The following is a 17,107-nucleotide window of genomic DNA, read 5'->3' on the forward strand; positions in this document are numbered from 1 at the left end:
GCGTTCACGGTTCGGCCCAGGCGCACGGCACTGATTTGTCGGCTCGGGCCGCTCCCCGATGGTCCGTCCCATCCCAGCGCGCCAGTCACGGCCCGACGATCAGCGTACCGGGCGGGTCCGGCGGTGCCGGTCCGGCGTCCACCATGCGAGCGTGGCGTCAGCCGGTGGGCATGCCGATCTGGGCGCGTTCCAGTGCGGAGCGGAGCTTCGCCAGGGTCCGGGCCACGACCGGCATCGAGGGGTCGTCGAGGGTGTCCGTGAGCAGTTCGGCCAGCCGCTCGGTGAAGGTGCCCTCCGCCGCGTCGACGAGTTCCCGGCCGTCGTCGGTCAGCGCCAGCAGCGATGACCGGCGGTCCGACGGATTGGGGTGCCGCGCGACCCATCCGTGCTTCTCCAGACGGTCGACACCCTTGCTGGTCGCCCCGATGCCGACGGCGAACGCGGCGGCGAGGTCCGCCACCCGGGACCCGGGGTGGTCTCGGAGGTGACGCAGGAACTCGAACTGCGACGTGACGATGCAGTGCCGCTCGCGAAGGCTGTCGTTGAGGGCGTTGTAGAGCCGTGTCTCGCAGCGGACGAGGTCGGAGAAGAAGTCGGGGAGGTCGGTGCTGCCGCCGGTTGATTTATATGCCACGGCATATAGTGTAGCGGCAGCTACTTACGATGGGAGCATGGGATGAGCAGGGAACAGCGCGCGGCGATCGACGCGATGCTGCGGCAGCCCCGGTCCGAGGAGTCCCGGTCCGACGAGCCCCGGTCGGTCGAGGAGATGCGGGCCTGGTTCAGGGCGATGATGTCCGAGATGATCGTGCCCGAAGGGATACGCACCACGGCGACGACGCTGGGCCCCCGCCCCGCGCTGCTCGTCGAGCCGGTCGGCGACCCCCGCGCGGGAACGATCCTGTACTTCCACGGCGGCGCCTACGTCTTCGGCTCGCCCCACACGGCGCTGTCGCTGACGGGCAATCTGGTGGCCAGGACCGGGTTCAGGGCCTTGTCGCTGGACTACCGGCTCGCCCCCGAGCACCCGTACCCGGCCGCGATCGAGGACGCGCTGAGCGCCTACCGCGCACTGCTCGACAGCGGCGAGGACCCTTCGGCCATCGCGTTCGCCGGCGACTCCGCCGGAGGTGGTCTCACCGTCACCACCTGCCTCGCCGCCCGGGACGCGGGCCTGCCGATGCCCGCGGCGATCGTGGCGTTCTCCCCCGGGCTCGACGCCACCCGGACCGGGGAGAGCATGGACACCAAGGCAGGCCTCGACCCGTACTTCACGCGCGAGAGCCTGGGACGCACCGGGGCCATGTACCTCGCGGGGCAGGACCCGCACCATCCGATGCTGAGCCCCGCCGTCCTCGCCGACCTGACCGGCCTCCCGCCGATGCTCCTGCAGGCGGGCACCAACGAAGTGCTCCTGGACGACTCCACTCGTACGGCCGCGCGGGCGAGGGCCGCCGGCGTGGACGCCGTCCTCGACGTCACCGCCGACGTGCCCCACGTGTTCCAGGCGTTCGCCGGCGTTCTCGAGGAGGCGGACGAGGCCTTGGACCGGGCGGCCCTCTTCCTGGGCCAGCGCATCCGGACCACGGGCGCCCCTACAGGATCACATGGGGCACGAAGCGTGCGTACTCGTCCGTGATCAGGCCGGAGGACTCCCGGATGCCCAGCCCCGCCGACTCGTTCTCGACCACCCAGGCGCCGAGGACGACGCGGTTGCCGTCGAAGTCCGGCAGGGGCGCCAGCTGCTGGTAGCAGCAGGCCTCCTCGCGCACCGCGGCCTCGGCGCCCGGTCCGTGGACCGTCACCCCCTCGCCCTCGCGGCCGAGGAGCGGCTTGGCGACGTAGCCGGTGGTGACCGCCAGGTCGCGCGGGCCGTCCAGGTAGGCGGGGAGGAGGTTCGGGTGGCCGGGGTAGAGCTCCCAGAGGATCGCCAGGAGGGCCTTGTTGCTCAGCAGCATCTTCCAGGCGGGCTCGATCCACAGGGTGCTGCCGGTGCCGCCGCCGTTGTCGAGGGTGTCCAGGACGTGGCCGGCGAAGGCGTCGGTGGTGAGCCACTCCCAGGGGTACAGCTTGAAGACGCCGCGGATGAACCGGAGGTCGTTGTCGACGAAGCGGCCGGAGAGGGTGTCCCAGCCGATCTCCTCCATGGAGATCCAGTCGGTGTCCAGGCCGGCCTGTTCCGCGGTCTCCTTGAGGTAGGCGACCGTCATCAGGTCCTCGCCCAGCTCGTCGGCCGAGGAGTGCGCGAAGTACAGGGGGCTGCCGGGCGGGAGGAGCCCGGCCTGCTTCTTCCAGGCGGCGACGAGGCGTTCGTGGAGGGAGTTCCACTGGTCGGCGCCGGGGAAGCGGTCCTCCATCCAGAACCACTGCGCCGAGGCGGCCTCCACCAGGGACGTGGGGGTGTCGGCGTTGTACTCCAGGAGTTTCGCGGGGCCGGTGCCGTCGTAGCGCAGGTCGAAGCGGCCGTAGACGGAGGGCAGTTCGGCGCGGCGGTGCCAGGCCTCGGCGACCGCTTGCGCCACCCGGGGGTCGGTGATGCCGAGGTCGGCGAAGCGGTCTGCCGTGACGATGTGGGCGGCCGCCGCCAGGCACATGCCGTGCAGTTCCTCGACGACCTCCTCCAGGGCCTCGACCTCCTCCAGCGTGAAGGCGTAGTAGGCGCTCTCGTCCCAGTACGGGCGCAAGGAGCCGTCGGGGTACCGGGTGAGGGGGTAGATCAGGCCCTGCTCCTCGACGGTCCGCTGCCAGCCGGGGCGGGGGGTGGTGGTGTGGCGTTCCATGCGGGGTCCGGGTCCGGCTCGGCCTCAGCCGCCGGAGCCGCCCTTGCCGCCGCCGAAGCCGCCGCGGTGCACTCCGGAGCGGTGGTTGTCGTCGTCCGAGCCCTTGCCGCCGCCCTTGGTGAAGGAGCCGCCGTCGACCCAGCCGCTCTTCTTCTTGCCGCCGTAGTACCAGCCGCCGTGGACGGAGGTCTTGGGACTGCTGGACTTGCAGTTCTTGTCGGACACGACCTTGTAGCCCCTGGCCGCGTTGTAGCTGTCGCGGTCCACGCAGCGCTTGTCGGGGTCGGAGGAGCAGGCGGTGAGGGCCGCGGCCAGGACGCCCACGCCGCCGAGCACGACCGTGGTGGAGCGGAGTTGGCTTCGCGCGTTCGTCATGTTTCGTACTTCCCCCCGTCGATGTCCGATACGGCAGCCAGCCTAGAGAGCGGTGAGAGCTCGTTCGAGCCGGGGGGCCGGTTTTCGCCACTCCCCTACAGTCACTCTGTGCTCTTCGGAATGGTGTGCGCGCTCGGCGCGGCGGTCTGCTTCGGTACGGCGACGGTGTGGCAGGCGATGGCCACGCGGACGGCGGCCGCGCGGGCGGCGGCCACCGGTGGACGTGGCGGGGACGCGGCGCTGCTGCTGCGGGCGCTGCGGCAGTGGCGGTACGCGGCCGGGCTGGCGCTGGACGGGCTCGGGTTCGTGCTGCAGGTCGTGGCGCTGCGGTCGGTGCCGATCTACGCGGTGGGCGCGGCGCTCGCCGCCAGCCTGGCGGTGACCGCGGTGGTCGCGGCGCGGCTGCTGCGGGTACGGCTGAGCGGGGTCGAGTGGGCGGCGGTCGCGGTGGTGTGCGCGGGGCTGGCGATGCTGGGGCTGGCCTCGGGGACGGAGGGCGACCGGGACGGGCCGGCTGCGCTGAAGTGGGTGCTGCTCGGGACCGCCATGGGGGTGCTGCTGCTGGGTCTGGCCGGCGGGCGGCTGCCGGAGCGGGGGCGGGCGCTGCTGCTCGGACTGGGGGCCGGGTTCGGGTTCGGGGTGGTGGAGGTGGCGGTGCGACTGGTCGGCTCCCTGCGGCCGGCCGGCCTGCTCACCGATCCGGCGGCGTACGCCCTGCTGCTGGGCGGGGGCGCCGCGTTCCTGTTGCTGACCTCGGCGCTGCAGCGGGGCTCGGTGACGGTGGCCACCGCCGGGATGGTCGTCGGGGAGACGCTCGGCCCGGCGGCCGTGGGCGTGGTGTGGCTCGGCGACCGGACCCGGGAGGGGCTGGCGTGGCTGGCCGTGCTCGGTTTCCTCGTCGCGGTGGCGGGCGCGCTGGCGCTGGCCCGGTTCGGGGAGGCACCGGCCGAGGCACCCGCCGGGACACCGGCCGAGGCGGCCTGACGGCCGCCCACCTCCACCCTTTACAGTTCCTTTTCAATTTGTTTCCGGATGATTTTTATTCCGATCTTTTTCCCAGCTTTTCAGGCAAGCGCTTGCATAAGGTTACGATCCGGACACCAGAAAAAGCCGGTTGAATCTTGAACGCTCCTGCGTTCCTGTGCGTACTCGATGACGTGACCAGTAATCCCGTCACCATCACCGTGGCGTATCACGTGGTGCCGGGCCACGAGGCCGACTTCCATTCCTGGGGGTGGGCCTTGCTGGGCGCCGGCGCGCGCCAGCCGGGCTTTCTGGGGGGTGGTGTTCTTGTCGACGAGGGATCGGAGTGGCATGTCGTATACCGCTTCGCCAGCGAGAGCACGGCCCGGGCCTGGGAGAACTCGCCGGACCGGTGGCAGTGGGACACCCGGGTGGCGGGGTTCGGGCAGGAAACGGGCCGACAGAGCGTGCGGGGCGCCAGGGCGTGGTTCGACGCCCAGGCCGCCCGGCCCACCACGCCCGCCGCACCGACGGCCCCGGCCCCACCGGCGAAATGGAAGCTCTGGTTCATAAACATGAGCGCGGTGTTTCCACCGGTGCTTTTGTTCAATCTCATCGTGATCCCCTATCTCGGCGGCCTCAATCCGATCGTTCGTACGCTGCTGTTGTGCTTGTGCGTGACGGCACTCGTCACCTGGATTCTCATGCCGCGCCTTCAGCGTTTCTTCAAGAAGTGGCTGTATCCACCGCTGCAGGCGCTCCGTGGGCGGCACAAACGACGGACCGCGTAGACCCGGGAACGACCCAAGGGAGGTGGGCGGGTGAAGACCCTGCTCATCGACAATTACGACTCGTACACGTACAACCTGTTCCAGCTGATCGCCGAGGTGAACGGCGAGGAGCCGGTGGTGGTCCGCAACGACGCCCCGGCCGACTCGGTACCGGACCTCGCGGGGTTCGACAACGTGGTGGTGTCACCGGGTCCGGGACACCCGGCCGAGCCCCGCGACTTCGGCATCAGCTCACGGGTGATCGCGGAGTCGTCACTTCCCGTGCTCGGCGTCTGCCTGGGCCACCAGGGCATAGCCCTCGGGGAGAGCGGCCGGGTGCTGCCCGCCCCGGAGCCCCGGCACGGGCATCTGACCGCGGTCCGGCACGACGGCCAGGACCTGTTCCGGGGTCTGCCGCAGAACTTCACCGCGGTCCGCTACCACTCGCTGTCCGTGCACGAGCCGCTGCCCGAGACCCTCGAGGCCACGGCCTGGGCGGAGGACGGCGTGCTGATGGGGCTGCGGCACCGCAGCCGGCCCCTGTGGGGGGTGCAGTTCCACCCGGAGTCCGTCCTCACCGACTACGGCCACCGCATACTGGTGAACTTCCGCAACCTCACCGCCGAGCTCGCCCGCAAGCCCCGTACGAAGAACACCGCGGTCACCCCGATCTCCCGCACCTCGTCGGCCGCGCCGACCGCGACCATCCCGCAGCCCCGGCGCGTCGGCCGCACCGTCTACCGTCTGCACACCCGGCGCATCGCCACCGCCGTGGACGCCGAGGCCGCCTTCACCCGGATGTACGCCGACTCCCCGCGGGCGTTCTGGCTGGACAGTTCGCGGGTCGAGCCGGGGCTGTCCCGCTTCTCGTTCTTCGGCGACGACAGCGGCCCGCTCTCCGAGTTCGTGCGGTACGACGTCGCGTCCGGCCGCTGCGAGATCGAGCGGGCCGGACGGCCGCCGCGCAAGGTCACGGCGAGCGTCTTCGACTACCTCAAGCGCCAGCTGACGAACCGGAAGGTGGACGCCACCGGTCTGCCCTTCGACTTCACCTGCGGCTACGTCGGCTACTTCGGCTACGAGACGAAGGCCGACTGCGGCTCGCCGAACCGGCACCGGGCGGCGACGCCGGACGCCTGCTGGCTGTTCGCCGACCGGCTGGTCGTGGTCGACCACGAGGAGGGGTTCACCTACGCGGTCTGCCTGGCGGAGGACACCCCGCAGGCCACCCTGGAGGCCGCCGACTGGCTTCAGAGCGCGGTCGCCCAGCTCACCTTCGTCGCCCCGGGCTCCGACCCGCAGACGCTGCCCGCGCCCACCGCCCCCGACCTCGCCGCCGCCGAACCCTGGCTGGTCCGCGACCGGGCGACGTACCTCGCGGACATCGAGGTCTGCCAGGACGAACTGCGCAAGGGCACCAGTTACGAGGTCTGCCTGACCAATGCCGCCCGGCTGCCCGCCCCGTCCGACGCCTACGACTTCTACCGGGTGCTGCGCCGCGTCAACCCGGCGCCGTACGCGGCCTTCCTCAAGTTCGGCGACCTCGACGTGGCCGGCTCCTCGCCTGAGCGGTTCCTGCGCATCACGCGGGACGGCACCGCCGAGGCCAAGCCCATCAAGGGCACCGCGCCCCGCGGCGGTAACCCGGCGGAGGACGCCCGGCTGCGGGACGCGCTCGCGGCCGACGCCAAGACCCGCGCCGAGAACCTGATGATCGTCGACCTGCTCCGCAACGACCTGGGCCAGGTCTGCCGCACCGGGACGGTCCGGGTCTCCCGGCTCATGGCCACCGAGACGTACGCGACCGTCCACCAGCTCGTCTCCACCGTCGAGGGGCGGCTGCGCGCGGGCACGCACGCCGTGGACTGCGTCCGCGCCTGCTTCCCCGGCGGGTCGATGACCGGTGCGCCGAAGCTGCGGACGATGGAGATCATCGACTCCCTGGAGACCGAGGCCCGCGGCGTCTACTCCGGCGCCCTCGGCTACCTCGGGTGCAGCGGCGGCGCGGACCTCAGCATCGTGATCCGTACCGCCGTCCTCGCGGACGGTCTGCTGCACCTGGGCGCCGGCGGGGCGATCGTCCTCGACTCCGACCCGGTCGCCGAGTACGACGAGATGCTGCTGAAGACGGCGGCCCAGATGCGGGCCCTGCAGGCCCTGCGCGAGCAGCCGGCGGCGGGGGCGCCCCGGGAGCCGGTACGGGTGACGACCCTCCAGGACATGGGAGCGGCCACCGCACCGGCGGACGGCCGCCGGGACGCAGCCCCGCGCGTGCGCCCCCGCCGTGAGCCCGCCGCCCTCCCGGCCGTCGTAGAGGAGCCCGCCCGATGACCGCCCCCACCCTGCGGCCCGGCCCCGTCCCCGCCACCGTCCCCGGCGCGCCCGACGCCGACGCGCCCGGCAACCTCGCGACGCATCTCGCCGCGCTGGCCGAGCGGCGCGGGTGGAACGGACGGACCGCCTTCCACCAGGGGCACCGGATCTGGACCCACGGCGAGGTGCACGCCCTCGCGGCCGGTGCGGCGAGCGTCCTCGCCGGTGAGGGGGTGCGGACCGGCGACCGGGTGCTGCTGGCGCTGCCCGACGGCATCGCCTGGGTGACGGCGTTCCTGGCCGTCGCGCGCCTGGGGGCCGTGGCCGTACTGGTCAACCCCGAACTCCCGGCGGCCGAGCACGCGTTCATGGCCGAGGACACGGCAGCCGTGCTGTCCGTGACCGGGCCCGGCCTCGAGGACCGGTTCGGCGACCGGGCCCGGCTCGGCGCCGACCAGCTCCTGGCGCTCGCCCCCACCGCGGAGCCCGCCACCGCCCACCCGGTCGACGCGCACACCCCGCTGTACGTGCAGTACACCTCCGGCACGACGGGCCGCCCCAAGGGGGTGGTGCACGTGCACGCCGACCCGAAGACGTACCACGACCTCATCGGCCGGCGGCTGCTGCGGATCACCGAGGACGACGTCACCCTGTCGGTGTCCAAGCTGTACTTCGCCTACGGGTTCGGCAACGCCTTCGTCTTCCCGCTGTTCTCCGGCTCGTCCGCCGTGCTGGTGGACGGACGTCCGACCCCGGCCGCCGTGGACGGGCTCGTGGCCCGGCACCGGGTGACCCTGCTGTACTCCGTGCCGTCCGCGTTCGCCGCGCTGGTCGCCGACCGGGGCAACGGGCACGAGGCCTGCTTCGCCTCGGTACGGGCCGCGGTCTCGGCCGGTGAGGGCATGCCCGAGGGCCTCGGCCGGCAGGTGACCGAGCTGCTCGGCGCCCCGGTGCTGGAGCAGATCGGCTCCACCGAGGCCGGGCACGCGTTCTGCGCCAACGGCTTCGACCACAACCACCCGGGCACCGTGGGCCGTCCGGTGCCCGGCTTCGAGGTGGAGCTGCGCGACGGCGCCGGGCGGCCGGTGCCGGACGGCGCGGAGGGCGAACTGTGGGTGCGCGGGCCGACGGTCACGCCCGGCTACCTGAACCGGCCCGAGGAGACGGCGCGCACCCTGACCGGCGGCTGGCTGGCCACCCACGACCGGGCGCGGCGCGAACCGGACGGCACCTACCGGCACCTCGGCCGCACCGACGACATGGAGATGGTCGGCGGCATCACCGTCTCCCCGCTGGAGGTGGAGGCCGTGCTGCGCACCCACCCGGCGGTGCGGGAGGTCGCGGTGGTGGCCGTGAGCGACGGATCCGGCGCCAGCCGGCTGCGGGCCTTCGTGGTGTCCGCGACGCCACCGCAGCCGCGCCTGCAGGAGGACCTGATCCGGCTGGCCCGGGAGCACCTGGCCGCCTTCAAGGTCCCCAGAAGCGTCAGCTTCGTCCCGTCGCTCCCGCGCACGTCCTCCGGAAAGCTCCGCCGCCACCTGGTCCGCCGGGGCGCGTGGTGACCGTGGCAGTGGTGACCATGGCAGAAAGGAACGGCCCGATGGCCCGACAGCCCCTCCTCGCCGACCGCGCGTTCTATCTGGGCCCCGTCTTCCGGGACGCCGCCGACCGCCACGGCGCCGTCTTCGTCACCCTGGACCGGCCGCTGGACGTCAGCCCCGAACTCGGCGTCGACCTCACCTACCGGGTGCTGGCCGACGTCGTCGAGGAGCTGTCCGCCCGGTTGTGGGAGGCCGGGGTACGGCCCTCGGAGCAGGTGGCCCTCCACAAGACGGACAACGTCGACATCGTGCTGCTGACCTGCGCGGTCTCTCGCATCGGCGCCGTTCCCGTGCTGCTGTCGCCGGGGCTGGCCGGCCCGGTCGCCGGACAGCTCCTCCAGCGGCTGAACCGGCCCTGGCTGGTCACCGACCGGGCGAAGCTTCAGGGCCCGCTGCGGGAGGTCGACCTCGCCCCGCTGGTGCGGCGGACGCTGTCCGTGGACGACGCGCCCGGCGCCGAACCGCTGCGGAAGTACGCCGGTGCCCGGCCGCCCGCGCCGGTGCGGCTGCACCCCCGCGAGGCCTCCCTCATCACCCACAGCTCCGGCACCACCGGCGTCCCCAAGCTCGCCGTGCACTGCGCGAACACGATGTGGAACCGGCTGGTCCCGCAGAAGGCGATGGGCTGGCCCACGCGCGGTGAGACCGCCGCGCTGCACATGTCGTTCGTGCACTCGCGCTTCTACCACCTGCTCGGCGTGCTGCTGCACTTCGGCAGCCCGCTGGTACTGATCACCGACCCGGACCCGGCCGCGGTGGGACCGCTGCTGGCCCGGCACCGGCCCGGGATCGTCGAGACCCACCCCAACACGTTCGTGCTGTGGGAGGAGCTGGCCGACGCCCCCGGGGCACCGCTGTCCAGGGTCCTGTCGTACGGCTCGACGTTCGACGCCATCCATCCGCGGACCGTACGGCGGCTGCTGGACGCCTCCAGACGCCGTACGCCCTGGATGATCCAGCTCTACGGGCAGAGCGAGACGGGACCCGTCGCCTTCCAGTGGTTCACCCGGCGCAGCGCGGCCCGCGCGGACGGCCGCCGGGTCGGCACCGGGATACCCGGCTTCACCCGGGTCCGCGTCACCGCCCCCGACGGCAGCCGGGCCAGACCCGGGACGCCCGGCCGGATCGAGGCCCGCACCCGGGGCCGCATCCTCACCTACCTCGGCGCCCGGGAGCAGTACGAGCGCCAACTGGACGGCGAGTGGTGGCAGATGGGCGACATGGGCTACCGGACCCGGCTGGGCGCCCTGCACCTGATGGACCGTGAGGTGGACCAGATCGACTCCGTGCACAGCAATCTGGAGGTCGAGGACACGCTGATGGACCGGCTGGAGGAGCTGCGTGAGGTGGTCATCGTGCCGGGCGCGGACCGGGAGCCGGTACCGGTGGTGTGCGTCCGGGGCGAGCGGCCGCTGGACCCGGAGCGATGGCGGGAGGCCACGGCCGACCTGCCGGCGATGGCCGAGCCCCGGCAGTGGCGGTTCGAGGAGCTGCCGATGACCGCCACGTGGAAGGTGAAACGGGTGGAGATCAGCCGCATGCTGGCCGAGAGAGCCGCGGCGTGATCCCGGCCGTCGTGGTGGGCGCCGGTCCCGTGGGCCTGTCGGCGGCACTCGCCCTGCGCGCCCACGATCTGCCGGTAGTCCTGCTGGAAGCCGACCCGGAGGGCCGCCGGCGCCCCGGGAGCCGCGCGCTGTTCGTGCACCGGGAGACGCTGCGGCTGCTCGACGGGATGCGGCCGGGGCTGGCCGCCGAGATCACCGGGTACGGGCGCACCTGGCACACCCGGCGGACCCTGTACCGCGGCCGTGAGGTGTACTCCCGCACCTTCCCGCCGCCGTCCGGTCTGCCGCCCTTCACCAGCCTGCGCCAGGTGGACACCGAACGCTTCCTGCTGGAGGCCTGCCGGGCGGCCGGGGTGGAGTTCGTCTGGGACACGGAGGTGACGGGCGTACGGACCGGTCCCGAGGAGGCCGTGCTGACCACGCAGGACGGGCGGGTCTTCAGCGCCCGTCACGTCATCGCGGCGGACGGCGCCCGCTCGGCGGTCCGGGCGGCGCTGGGCATCCGCATGGAGGGCACGCACGGGGACGGTTTCCACGTCGTCGTGGACGTGGCCGACGAGCCGGGCGCCGAACTGCCGCTGGAGCGGGTCTTCCACTACGAGCATCCGGGGCTCGGCGGGCGCAGCGTGATGCGGGTGCCGTTCACCGGCGGCTTCCAGGTCGACCTGCAGTGCCGGGACGACGACGAGTGGGAGGAGTACGGCACCGAGGAGGCGGTGCGGCGGTGGTTGCCCGCGGTCATCGGGGACGGGTACTCCGAGCGGATCCTGTGGGTGTCCACGTACCGCTTCCTGCGCAAGGTCGCGGCGTCCTTCACCGATCCGCACGGGCGCGTGCTGCTCGTCGGCGAGGCGGCGCACCTCTTCCCGCCGTTCGGGGCACGGGGCATGAACAGCGGGATCGCCGACGCGGCAGCGGCGGCGGATGCCGTCGCGGCAGCGGCGGCGGATGCCGTCGCGGCAGGCGCGGCGGCGGTGGCCGGTTTCGCCGAGGTCCGGCGGGCGGCGGGCCTGTTCAACAGCGCCGCCGCCGGTGCGGCACTGGAGCACCTGCGGCCGCACCGGCGGATCGTCCGGGTCAAGCAGCGGGCGGCGGCGGCCCTCGCGCCGGTGCTGCCCTGGTGCGGATCGTGGCTGGAGCACGCGCCGTACGGGCCGCGGCACGGAGCACCGGCGGTCGCCGGCGGCAAGTACTGAGGAGGCGAGCGTCTGTGATACGACCGGCGACTCTGGAAGGGCTGTTGACGTGGACGCCGCGTCGTGGGCTGACGCCCGGCCCGGTGGACGGCGGGCGGCTGCTCGTCGCGGACTCCTGGCTGGTGCGTGACGGCCGGGTACGCGGTCTCGGCCGGCACCGGGAGCGCTTCCTGCGGGCCTGCGGCGAGTGCGACGGGCCGCCACTGCGCCGGCTGCTGGAGTTCTGGCAGGACATGACGGCCGCGCTGCCACGCACGGGCGAGTGGTTCCCCAGGGTGGAACTCGCCGCGGAATCAGGAGAGTCGCGGCTGCTGCTGCGGCACGCCCCGCCGCTCGGCACGGAGATACGGGTGTGGGCGGCGGGGCAGTGCGACCCGCGGACGCTCCCCCGCCGCAAGGGCCCGGACCTGGACGTCCTGGCCCGCGTCCGGCGGCGGGCGACCACCGCGGGCGCCGAGGAGGCGGTGCTGGTCACGCCGTCCGGTGTGGTCCTGGAGTCGGCCACCGCCAGCGTGCTGTGGTGGGAGGACGACACCCTGTGCCTGCCCGCGCCGCGGCTGCCCGTCCTGCCCGGCGTGACCGTCGGCCTCATCCAGGAACGGGCCCTGCGCTCCGGTATCCGCGTCGCCCACCGCGAGCGGACCGTGGCGGAACTGGACGGCCGTGAGGTGTGGCTGGTCAACGCGCTGCACGGCATCCGGCCCGTGACCGGGTGGACGGGCGGGACCGACGGGAACGAGGTGCCGATGCGGGCGGCCGAGCCGGTGCGCGCGCCGGAATGGCGGGAATGGCTGGACGGCATCATGGAGCCACTGCCGGGCGACTGACTTTACTTTGTCCCGCACACCGGAAAAACGGCGCCGGATCGAAACTGATTCGACCCGGCGCGTTTTTCACTGCCCGAATTCAGTTATTGTTCAGTCGTTCTGTTCAGTGCTTCTGCGGAACGGGCTGATAAGCCCCCGGAACCATCCGCGTCGCGATCGCGATCCGGTTGTAGGCGTTGATGACGGTGGCCGCCCAGATCAGTGCCGCGATCTGGTTCTCGTCGAAGACCTCGGCCGCCTCGGCGTAGACCGCGTCGGGCACGTGCCCGTCGTGCACCAGGGTCACGGCCTCGGTCAACGCCAGTGCGGCGCGCTCACGCGCGTTGAAGAAGGGCGTCTCCCGCCACGCGTTCAGGGCGTAGATCCGCTGCTCGGTCTCGCCCTTGGCGCGGGCGTCCTTGGTGTGCATGTCGAGGCAGAAGGCGCAGCCGTTGATCTGGGAGGCGCGGATCCGGACCAGTTCCAGGATTTCCGGTTCGACCTTGGCGTCCTGGGCGGCGGAAACGGCGGCGCCGTGCAGCGCACCCATGGCCGCGGACACGTCGGGGGTGATTTTCTTCAGGGCCACGCGGGATACGGAATCGCTAGTGCTCATGGGGTGACTCTAATACTTCCGCGCACCGAAATGAATTCCGGACCGGAAAACGCGCCCGATTATTCGGGCAGCGCCGCGCACAACGCGTCCAGCGCCCCGGACCACGCGTGGTCCGGAGGTGTCCCGTAGCCCACGACGAGCGCGTCCGGCTGCTCGGCGGTCGCCTCCGGGTGCCGGTAGCGGCGCAGGCCGTGCACCGCGAGCGAGTGCCAGGCCGCCGCCCGCAGTGCCGCCTGTTCGGTGCCGGGCGGGAGCCGCAGCACCACATGCAGGCCCGCCGCGATGCCGGTGGCGCGGACCGCGGGGGCCCGCCGGGCTAGTTCGGCCACCAGGGCGTCGCGGCGCCGCCGGTAGCGCAGCCGGGAGGCGCGGACATGGCGGTCGTAGGCGCCGGAGTCGAGGAACTCGGCGAGGGTCAGCTGGTCCAGCACGCCGCAGGTGTCGATACGGCCCTTGGCCGCCGCGGCCCGGTCCGCCAGCGCCGGCGGCAGCACCATCCAGGCCAGCCGGAGGCCGGGGGCCAGGGACTTGCTGGCGGTGCCCACGTAGACGACGTGGTCGGGGTCGAGCCCCTGCAGGGCGCCGACCGGCTGGCGGTCGTAGCGGAACTCCCCGTCGTAGTCGTCCTCCAGGACCAGCCCGCCGGTGCGCCGCGCCCACTCCACGACGGCCGCCCGCCGTTCGGGGTGCAGGGCCCCGCCCATCGGGAACTGGTGGGCGGGGGTCAGCAGTACGGCCTCGGCGGACTCCAGTCCGCGGGTGTCGGTGCCCAGTTCGTCGTACGGCTGCGGCCGTGTGACCAGTCCCGCGTCGGTCAGCAGCTTCCAGTGGGCGTCGAGGCCGTACGACTCGACCGCCACGGTCCGTACGCCGCGGGCCCGCAGTACCGTGCCGAGGATCCGCAGCCCGTGCGAGAAGCCGGCGCAGACCAGGACGGCGTCCGGGTCGGCGCGTACGCCCCGGGAGCGGGCGAGGTAGCCGGCGAGGGCGGTGCGCAGTTCGGGGCGGCCCCGCGGGTCGCCGTAGTCGAGGGCGTCGCTGGGTGCCGCGGTCACGGCGCGGCGGGCGGCCCTGAGCCACTCGGCGCGGGGGAAGGCGGCGACGTCGGGGGTGCCGGGGACGAGGCTGTAGGCCGGCCGGGCGCGTTCCCGGCGGCGGGGTGCCGTGCCCCCGGCCGACGGGACCACCGCACGGTCGGCGACCCGCGTGCCCGAACCCTGCCGGGCGGTGAGCCAGCCCTCGGCGACCAGATCGCCGTAGGCGTCGGCGACGGTGTTGCGGGCGATGCCCAGGTCGGCGGCGAGGGTGCGCGAGGAGGGCAGCCGGGTGCCGGGGGCGAGGCGGCCGGTGCGGACGGCGTCCCGCAGGGCGTCGGTGAGGCCCCGGCGCAGACCGCGTGAGCGGGCCGGTTCCAGGTGCAGGTCGACGCCCAGAGTGGCCCATGTTTTCGCCATGGAAATGGACCATACTCCTGGGCTGCCTCACTCCTAGGGTCGAGGACATGACCACAGAGGAAACCGTCGGGTACGCCCCCGAACACCCGCCCCGCCTGCGCTGGGCCCAGCACGCCCCCGAGGTCTACAAGGCGATGGTCCGGCTGGAGACCGCCGCCCGGAAGGGTCTGGACCCGAAGCTGTACGAGCTGGTCAAGATCCGGGCCTCGCAGCTCAACCACTGCGCGTTCTGCCTCGACATGCACACCAAGGACGCCCTCGCGGCCGGCGAGAGCGTCCAGCGGATCGTGCAGCTCAGCGCCTGGCAGGAGTCGCGGCACTTCTACACGGAGAAGGAGCTGGCGGCGATCGAGCTGACCGAGGCGGTCACGGTCCTGACGGAAGGGTTCGTGCCGGACGAGGTGTACGAGCGGGCAGCCAAACAGTTCGAGGAGGCCGAGCTGGCGCAGCTCATCGCCGCGATCACAGTGATCAACGCGTGGAACCGGTTCGGGGTCACCACCCGCATGCCCCCGGGCCACTACGAGCCGGGACAGTTCGAGTGAGCCGTACGCAGCTACTGGACCGCGGGGTCGGGGCGGCCATGTCGGCGCTGAGCGCGGCCGCGAAGCAGGGGCTCGGCGACCCGGTCCTCGCCGAACTGGTCATGATCCGCGCCTCGCAGCTCAACCACTGCGCGTTCTGCCTCGACATGCACCTCCAAGTGGCCCGGAAGAACGGGGAGTCGGAGGACCGCATCCAGTTGCTGAACGCCTGGGAGGAGGCCGAGGACCTCTACAGCGAGCGGGAGCGGGCGGCGCTGGCGCTGACGGAGGCGGTGACCGTGCTGACAGAGGGTTTCGTACCGGACGAGGTGTACGAGGGGGCGGCCAAGCACTTCGACGAGGCCGAACTGGCTCACCTCATCGCCCTGATCACCGCCATCAACGGCTGGAACCGGCTCATGGTGAGCCGCCGCGTCCCGCCGGGGGGTTACCGGCCATGAGGAAAGTGGACGTCTTACGGTCCCTGCACCGGCGGCGCGCCCACGGCGACCCGCTCGTGCTTCCTGGCCCCTGGGACGCGGCCGGGGCGCGGGTCTTCGCCGAGGCCGGGTTCCCTGCGCTGGCCACACCGAGCGCCGGGATCGCCGCCTCCCTCGGGTACGCGGACGGGGCCGTCCCGGCCGACGAGATGTTCGCTGCGGTGGCGCGCATCACGCGGGCGGTGGACGTGCCGGTGTCGGCGGACGTCGAGGACGGGTACGGGCTGCCGCCGAAGGAGCTGGTGGAGCGGCTGCTGGAGGCGGGCGCCGCCGGGTGCAACCTCGAGGACTCCCACGCGGGCGTCCTCAAGGCCCCCCACGAGCACGCCGACCGGCTCGCCGAGGTGCGTTCGGCCGCGGCCGACCAGCTCTTCGTCAACGCCCGTGTCGACACGTTCGCGCGCGGGGTCACGGACCCCGCCCAGGCAATCCAGCGGGCCGCGCTCTACGTCGCCGCGGGCGCCGAATGCGTGTACCCGATCTTCGCCCCGGCGTCCGTGCTGCCGCTGCTGCGGTCCGGGATCCAGGGGCCGATCAACATGATGGCCCGGCTGGACGGCGAGGGCCCCTCGCCCGCCGAACTCGGCGAACTCGGGGCCACCCGCGTCACGTTCGGGCCCGGACTCCAGCGGCGGTCCATGCAGGCGCTGCGGGAGATCGCGGACGAGTTGCGGTAGGGCTCAGGACAGCCACGCCTTCCAGGTGGACGGGTGGCTGTCCACCCACTTCTTCGCCGCGTCCTCAGGGGTCAGCTTCTGGTCGGCGATCATCAGGGAGACCTCGTTCTGGTCCTCCGTGGTCCACTTGAACTTCTTCAGGAAGGCGGCCGCCTTGCCGCCGGACTTCGCGAAGTCCGCGTTGAGGTACTTCTGCAGCGGGGTGTGCGGGTAGGCGCAGGCGACCTTCGCCGGGACCGCGTCGCAGCCCTCCTTGTACGGCGGCAGCTTCACCTCGGTCATCGGGACCTTCTTGAACAGCCACTGGGGTGAGTACCAGTAGGTGAGGAAGGGCTTCTTCTCCTTGGCGAACTGCCGCATCTGGGTGATCTGGGCGGCCTCGGAACCGGCGAAGACCACCTGGTAGTCCAGCTTCAGGTTCTGCACCAGCGCCTTGTCGTTGGTGACGTAGGACGGTGAGCCGTCCATGAGCTGGCCCTTGCCGCCGCTCTCCGGGGTGCGGAAGAGGGAGGCGTACTTGTTCAGGTTCTTCCAGTTGGTGATGTCCGGGTGCTGCTTGGCCAGGTAGGTCGGCACGAACCAGCCGATGTGCCCGGTCACCCCGAGGCCGCCGCCGCGGGCGATCGTCTTCTTGTCGTCGACGTACCGCTTCTCCTGGTCGGGGTGGCCCCAGTCCTCCAGGATGGCGTCGACCCGGCCCTGGCTGAGCGCGTCCCAGGCGGGCACCTCGTCGACCTGGACGGTGTCGACGCGGTAGCCGAGCTTGTGCTCCAGCAGGTACTGGGCGACGGCCACGTTGGACTGGGCGCCGACCCAGGACTGCACGGAGAGCGTGACCGTCTTCGACCCCTGCGCGTTGGCGAACGGCGAGGCCTGCTTGGTCATGTCGGCGGCGCCGCAGCCGGTCAGCAGGGACAGGGCCGCGGCCGAGGAGGCGACCAGGGCCGTTCTGCGGTGGATCCTCATG

At 72.5% G+C, this 17,107-nt stretch carries 17 protein-coding genes and 1 riboswitch; of the genes, 11 read left to right on the forward strand and 6 right to left on the reverse strand.

Going from position 1 to position 17,107, the window contains the following annotated elements:
• Nucleotides 1-7: 7 nt before the first annotated feature.
• Nucleotides 8-99: riboswitch (ZMP/ZTP riboswitch) on the reverse strand.
• A gap of 58 nt (nucleotides 100-157) precedes the next feature.
• A complete protein-coding gene (locus tag ACFYZQ_RS21440) occupies nucleotides 158-634 on the reverse strand; it encodes a MarR family winged helix-turn-helix transcriptional regulator (protein WP_389149931.1) in 477 nt (158 codons plus the stop codon).
• 42 nt (nucleotides 635-676) lie between these two features.
• Here ACFYZQ_RS21440 and ACFYZQ_RS21445 point away from each other — a divergent pair, with 42 nt between their 5' ends.
• Complete coding sequence (locus tag ACFYZQ_RS21445; RefSeq protein ID WP_389149934.1) at nucleotides 677-1,639, forward strand: alpha/beta hydrolase; 963 nt, start codon at nucleotides 677-679, stop codon at nucleotides 1,637-1,639.
• Here ACFYZQ_RS21445 and ACFYZQ_RS21450 read toward each other — a convergent pair.
• Nucleotides 1,596-2,780 (reverse strand): glutathionylspermidine synthase family protein, encoded by a 1,185-nt coding sequence (locus ACFYZQ_RS21450; RefSeq protein ID WP_389149937.1) that lies wholly within the window; start codon nucleotides 2,778-2,780, stop codon nucleotides 1,596-1,598. The two genes, ACFYZQ_RS21445 and ACFYZQ_RS21450, sit on opposite strands and share 44 nt — an antisense overlap.
• Nucleotides 2,781-2,804: 24 nt before the next feature.
• On the reverse strand, nucleotides 2,805-3,155 hold the full coding sequence (locus tag ACFYZQ_RS21455; RefSeq protein WP_389149940.1) for a hypothetical protein: 351 nt from the start codon (nucleotides 3,153-3,155) through the stop codon (nucleotides 2,805-2,807).
• Nucleotides 3,156-3,275: 120 nt separating this feature from the next.
• Here ACFYZQ_RS21455 and ACFYZQ_RS21460 point away from each other — a divergent pair, with 120 nt between their 5' ends.
• The 7 genes from ACFYZQ_RS21460 (at nucleotide 3,276) to ACFYZQ_RS21490 (ending at nucleotide 12,390) form a co-directional block, all read left to right on the forward strand.
• Nucleotides 3,276-4,139, forward strand: a complete 864-nt coding sequence (locus ACFYZQ_RS21460) for a hypothetical protein (protein WP_389150411.1) — start codon at nucleotides 3,276-3,278, stop codon at nucleotides 4,137-4,139.
• 173 nt (nucleotides 4,140-4,312) lie between these two features.
• Nucleotides 4,313-4,909: a hypothetical protein gene (locus tag ACFYZQ_RS21465; protein ID WP_389149943.1), complete on the forward strand. Its 597-nt coding sequence runs from the start codon at nucleotides 4,313-4,315 to the stop codon at nucleotides 4,907-4,909.
• 30 nt (nucleotides 4,910-4,939) lie between these two features.
• Entirely contained in the window at nucleotides 4,940-7,219 is a 2,280-nt protein-coding gene (gene pabB, locus ACFYZQ_RS21470; RefSeq protein WP_389149946.1) for an aminodeoxychorismate synthase component I, read from the forward strand.
• A complete protein-coding gene (locus tag ACFYZQ_RS21475) occupies nucleotides 7,216-8,763 on the forward strand; it encodes a benzoate-CoA ligase family protein (RefSeq protein ID WP_389149949.1) in 1,548 nt (515 codons plus the stop codon). The genes pabB and ACFYZQ_RS21475 overlap by 4 nt, the downstream gene beginning before the upstream one ends.
• 38 nt (nucleotides 8,764-8,801) lie before the next feature.
• Nucleotides 8,802-10,367, forward strand: a complete 1,566-nt coding sequence (locus tag ACFYZQ_RS21480) for a class I adenylate-forming enzyme family protein (RefSeq protein ID WP_389149951.1) — start codon at nucleotides 8,802-8,804, stop codon at nucleotides 10,365-10,367.
• Complete coding sequence (locus tag ACFYZQ_RS21485; protein ID WP_389149954.1) at nucleotides 10,364-11,563, forward strand: FAD-dependent oxidoreductase; 1,200 nt, start codon at nucleotides 10,364-10,366, stop codon at nucleotides 11,561-11,563. Before ACFYZQ_RS21480 ends, ACFYZQ_RS21485 begins: the two co-directional genes overlap by 4 nt.
• A gap of 44 nt (nucleotides 11,564-11,607) precedes the next feature.
• Entirely contained in the window at nucleotides 11,608-12,390 is a 783-nt protein-coding gene (locus ACFYZQ_RS21490; RefSeq protein ID WP_389149957.1) for an aminotransferase class IV, read from the forward strand.
• Between the two features lie 103 nt (nucleotides 12,391-12,493).
• Here the strand turns inward: ACFYZQ_RS21490 and ACFYZQ_RS21495 are convergent, their stop codons facing one another.
• Both ACFYZQ_RS21495 and ACFYZQ_RS21500 read right to left on the reverse strand, forming a co-directional pair.
• Nucleotides 12,494-12,985 (reverse strand): carboxymuconolactone decarboxylase family protein, encoded by a 492-nt coding sequence (locus ACFYZQ_RS21495; protein WP_389149960.1) that lies wholly within the window; start codon nucleotides 12,983-12,985, stop codon nucleotides 12,494-12,496.
• A gap of 59 nt (nucleotides 12,986-13,044) precedes the next feature.
• Nucleotides 13,045-14,439 carry a PLP-dependent aminotransferase family protein gene (locus ACFYZQ_RS21500; RefSeq protein WP_389149963.1) on the reverse strand — a complete coding sequence of 465 codons (1,395 nt, stop codon included), beginning with the start codon at nucleotides 14,437-14,439 and terminating at the stop codon, nucleotides 13,045-13,047.
• A 47-nt stretch (nucleotides 14,440-14,486) separates the two neighbouring features.
• Here ACFYZQ_RS21500 and ACFYZQ_RS21505 point away from each other — a divergent pair, with 47 nt between their 5' ends.
• The 3 genes from ACFYZQ_RS21505 to ACFYZQ_RS21515 are packed head-to-tail and all read left to right on the forward strand — an operon-like array spanning nucleotide 14,487 to nucleotide 16,140.
• Nucleotides 14,487-14,984 (forward strand): carboxymuconolactone decarboxylase family protein, encoded by a 498-nt coding sequence (locus ACFYZQ_RS21505; RefSeq protein ID WP_389149966.1) that lies wholly within the window; start codon nucleotides 14,487-14,489, stop codon nucleotides 14,982-14,984.
• Nucleotides 14,985-15,022: 38 nt separating this feature from the next.
• On the forward strand, nucleotides 15,023-15,424 hold the full coding sequence (locus tag ACFYZQ_RS21510) for a carboxymuconolactone decarboxylase family protein (RefSeq protein WP_389150414.1): 402 nt from the start codon (nucleotides 15,023-15,025) through the stop codon (nucleotides 15,422-15,424).
• On the forward strand, nucleotides 15,421-16,140 hold the full coding sequence (locus tag ACFYZQ_RS21515; RefSeq protein ID WP_389149968.1) for an isocitrate lyase/phosphoenolpyruvate mutase family protein: 720 nt from the start codon (nucleotides 15,421-15,423) through the stop codon (nucleotides 16,138-16,140). The genes ACFYZQ_RS21510 and ACFYZQ_RS21515 overlap by 4 nt, the downstream gene beginning before the upstream one ends.
• Before the next feature lie 3 nt (nucleotides 16,141-16,143).
• Here the strand turns inward: ACFYZQ_RS21515 and ACFYZQ_RS21520 are convergent, their stop codons facing one another.
• On the reverse strand, nucleotides 16,144-17,106 hold the full coding sequence (locus ACFYZQ_RS21520; protein ID WP_389149971.1) for an ABC transporter substrate-binding protein: 963 nt from the start codon (nucleotides 17,104-17,106) through the stop codon (nucleotides 16,144-16,146).
• Nucleotide 17,107: the final 1 nt, after the last annotated feature.

This window comes from Streptomyces sp. NPDC001843 (assembly GCF_042891955.1).
In the GTDB taxonomy this organism is placed as follows: Bacteria; Actinomycetota; Actinomycetes; order Streptomycetales; family Streptomycetaceae; genus Streptomyces.

Excerpts from the sequence above, each read along its gene's own strand:
- ACFYZQ_RS21445 (WP_389149934.1), top strand. The coding sequence starts at position 677 with ATGAGCAGGGAACAGCGCGCGGCGATCGACGCGATGCTGCGGCAGCCC.
- ACFYZQ_RS21450 (WP_389149937.1), bottom strand. The coding sequence starts at position 2,780 with ATGGAACGCCACACCACCACCCCCCGCCCCGGCTGGCAGCGGACCGTC.
- ACFYZQ_RS21455 (WP_389149940.1), bottom strand. The coding sequence starts at position 3,155 with ATGACGAACGCGCGAAGCCAACTCCGCTCCACCACGGTCGTGCTCGGC.
- ACFYZQ_RS21460 (WP_389150411.1), top strand. The coding sequence starts at position 3,276 with ATGGTGTGCGCGCTCGGCGCGGCGGTCTGCTTCGGTACGGCGACGGTG.
- ACFYZQ_RS21475 (WP_389149949.1), top strand. The coding sequence starts at position 7,216 with ATGACCGCCCCCACCCTGCGGCCCGGCCCCGTCCCCGCCACCGTCCCC.
- ACFYZQ_RS21480 (WP_389149951.1), top strand. The coding sequence starts at position 8,802 with ATGGCCCGACAGCCCCTCCTCGCCGACCGCGCGTTCTATCTGGGCCCC.
- ACFYZQ_RS21495 (WP_389149960.1), bottom strand. The coding sequence starts at position 12,985 with ATGAGCACTAGCGATTCCGTATCCCGCGTGGCCCTGAAGAAAATCACC.
- ACFYZQ_RS21500 (WP_389149963.1), bottom strand. The coding sequence starts at position 14,439 with ATGGCGAAAACATGGGCCACTCTGGGCGTCGACCTGCACCTGGAACCG.
- ACFYZQ_RS21505 (WP_389149966.1), top strand. The coding sequence starts at position 14,487 with ATGACCACAGAGGAAACCGTCGGGTACGCCCCCGAACACCCGCCCCGC.
- ACFYZQ_RS21510 (WP_389150414.1), top strand. The coding sequence starts at position 15,023 with ATGTCGGCGCTGAGCGCGGCCGCGAAGCAGGGGCTCGGCGACCCGGTC.
- ACFYZQ_RS21515 (WP_389149968.1), top strand. The coding sequence starts at position 15,421 with ATGAGGAAAGTGGACGTCTTACGGTCCCTGCACCGGCGGCGCGCCCAC.
- ACFYZQ_RS21520 (WP_389149971.1), bottom strand. The coding sequence starts at position 17,106 with ATGAGGATCCACCGCAGAACGGCCCTGGTCGCCTCCTCGGCCGCGGCC.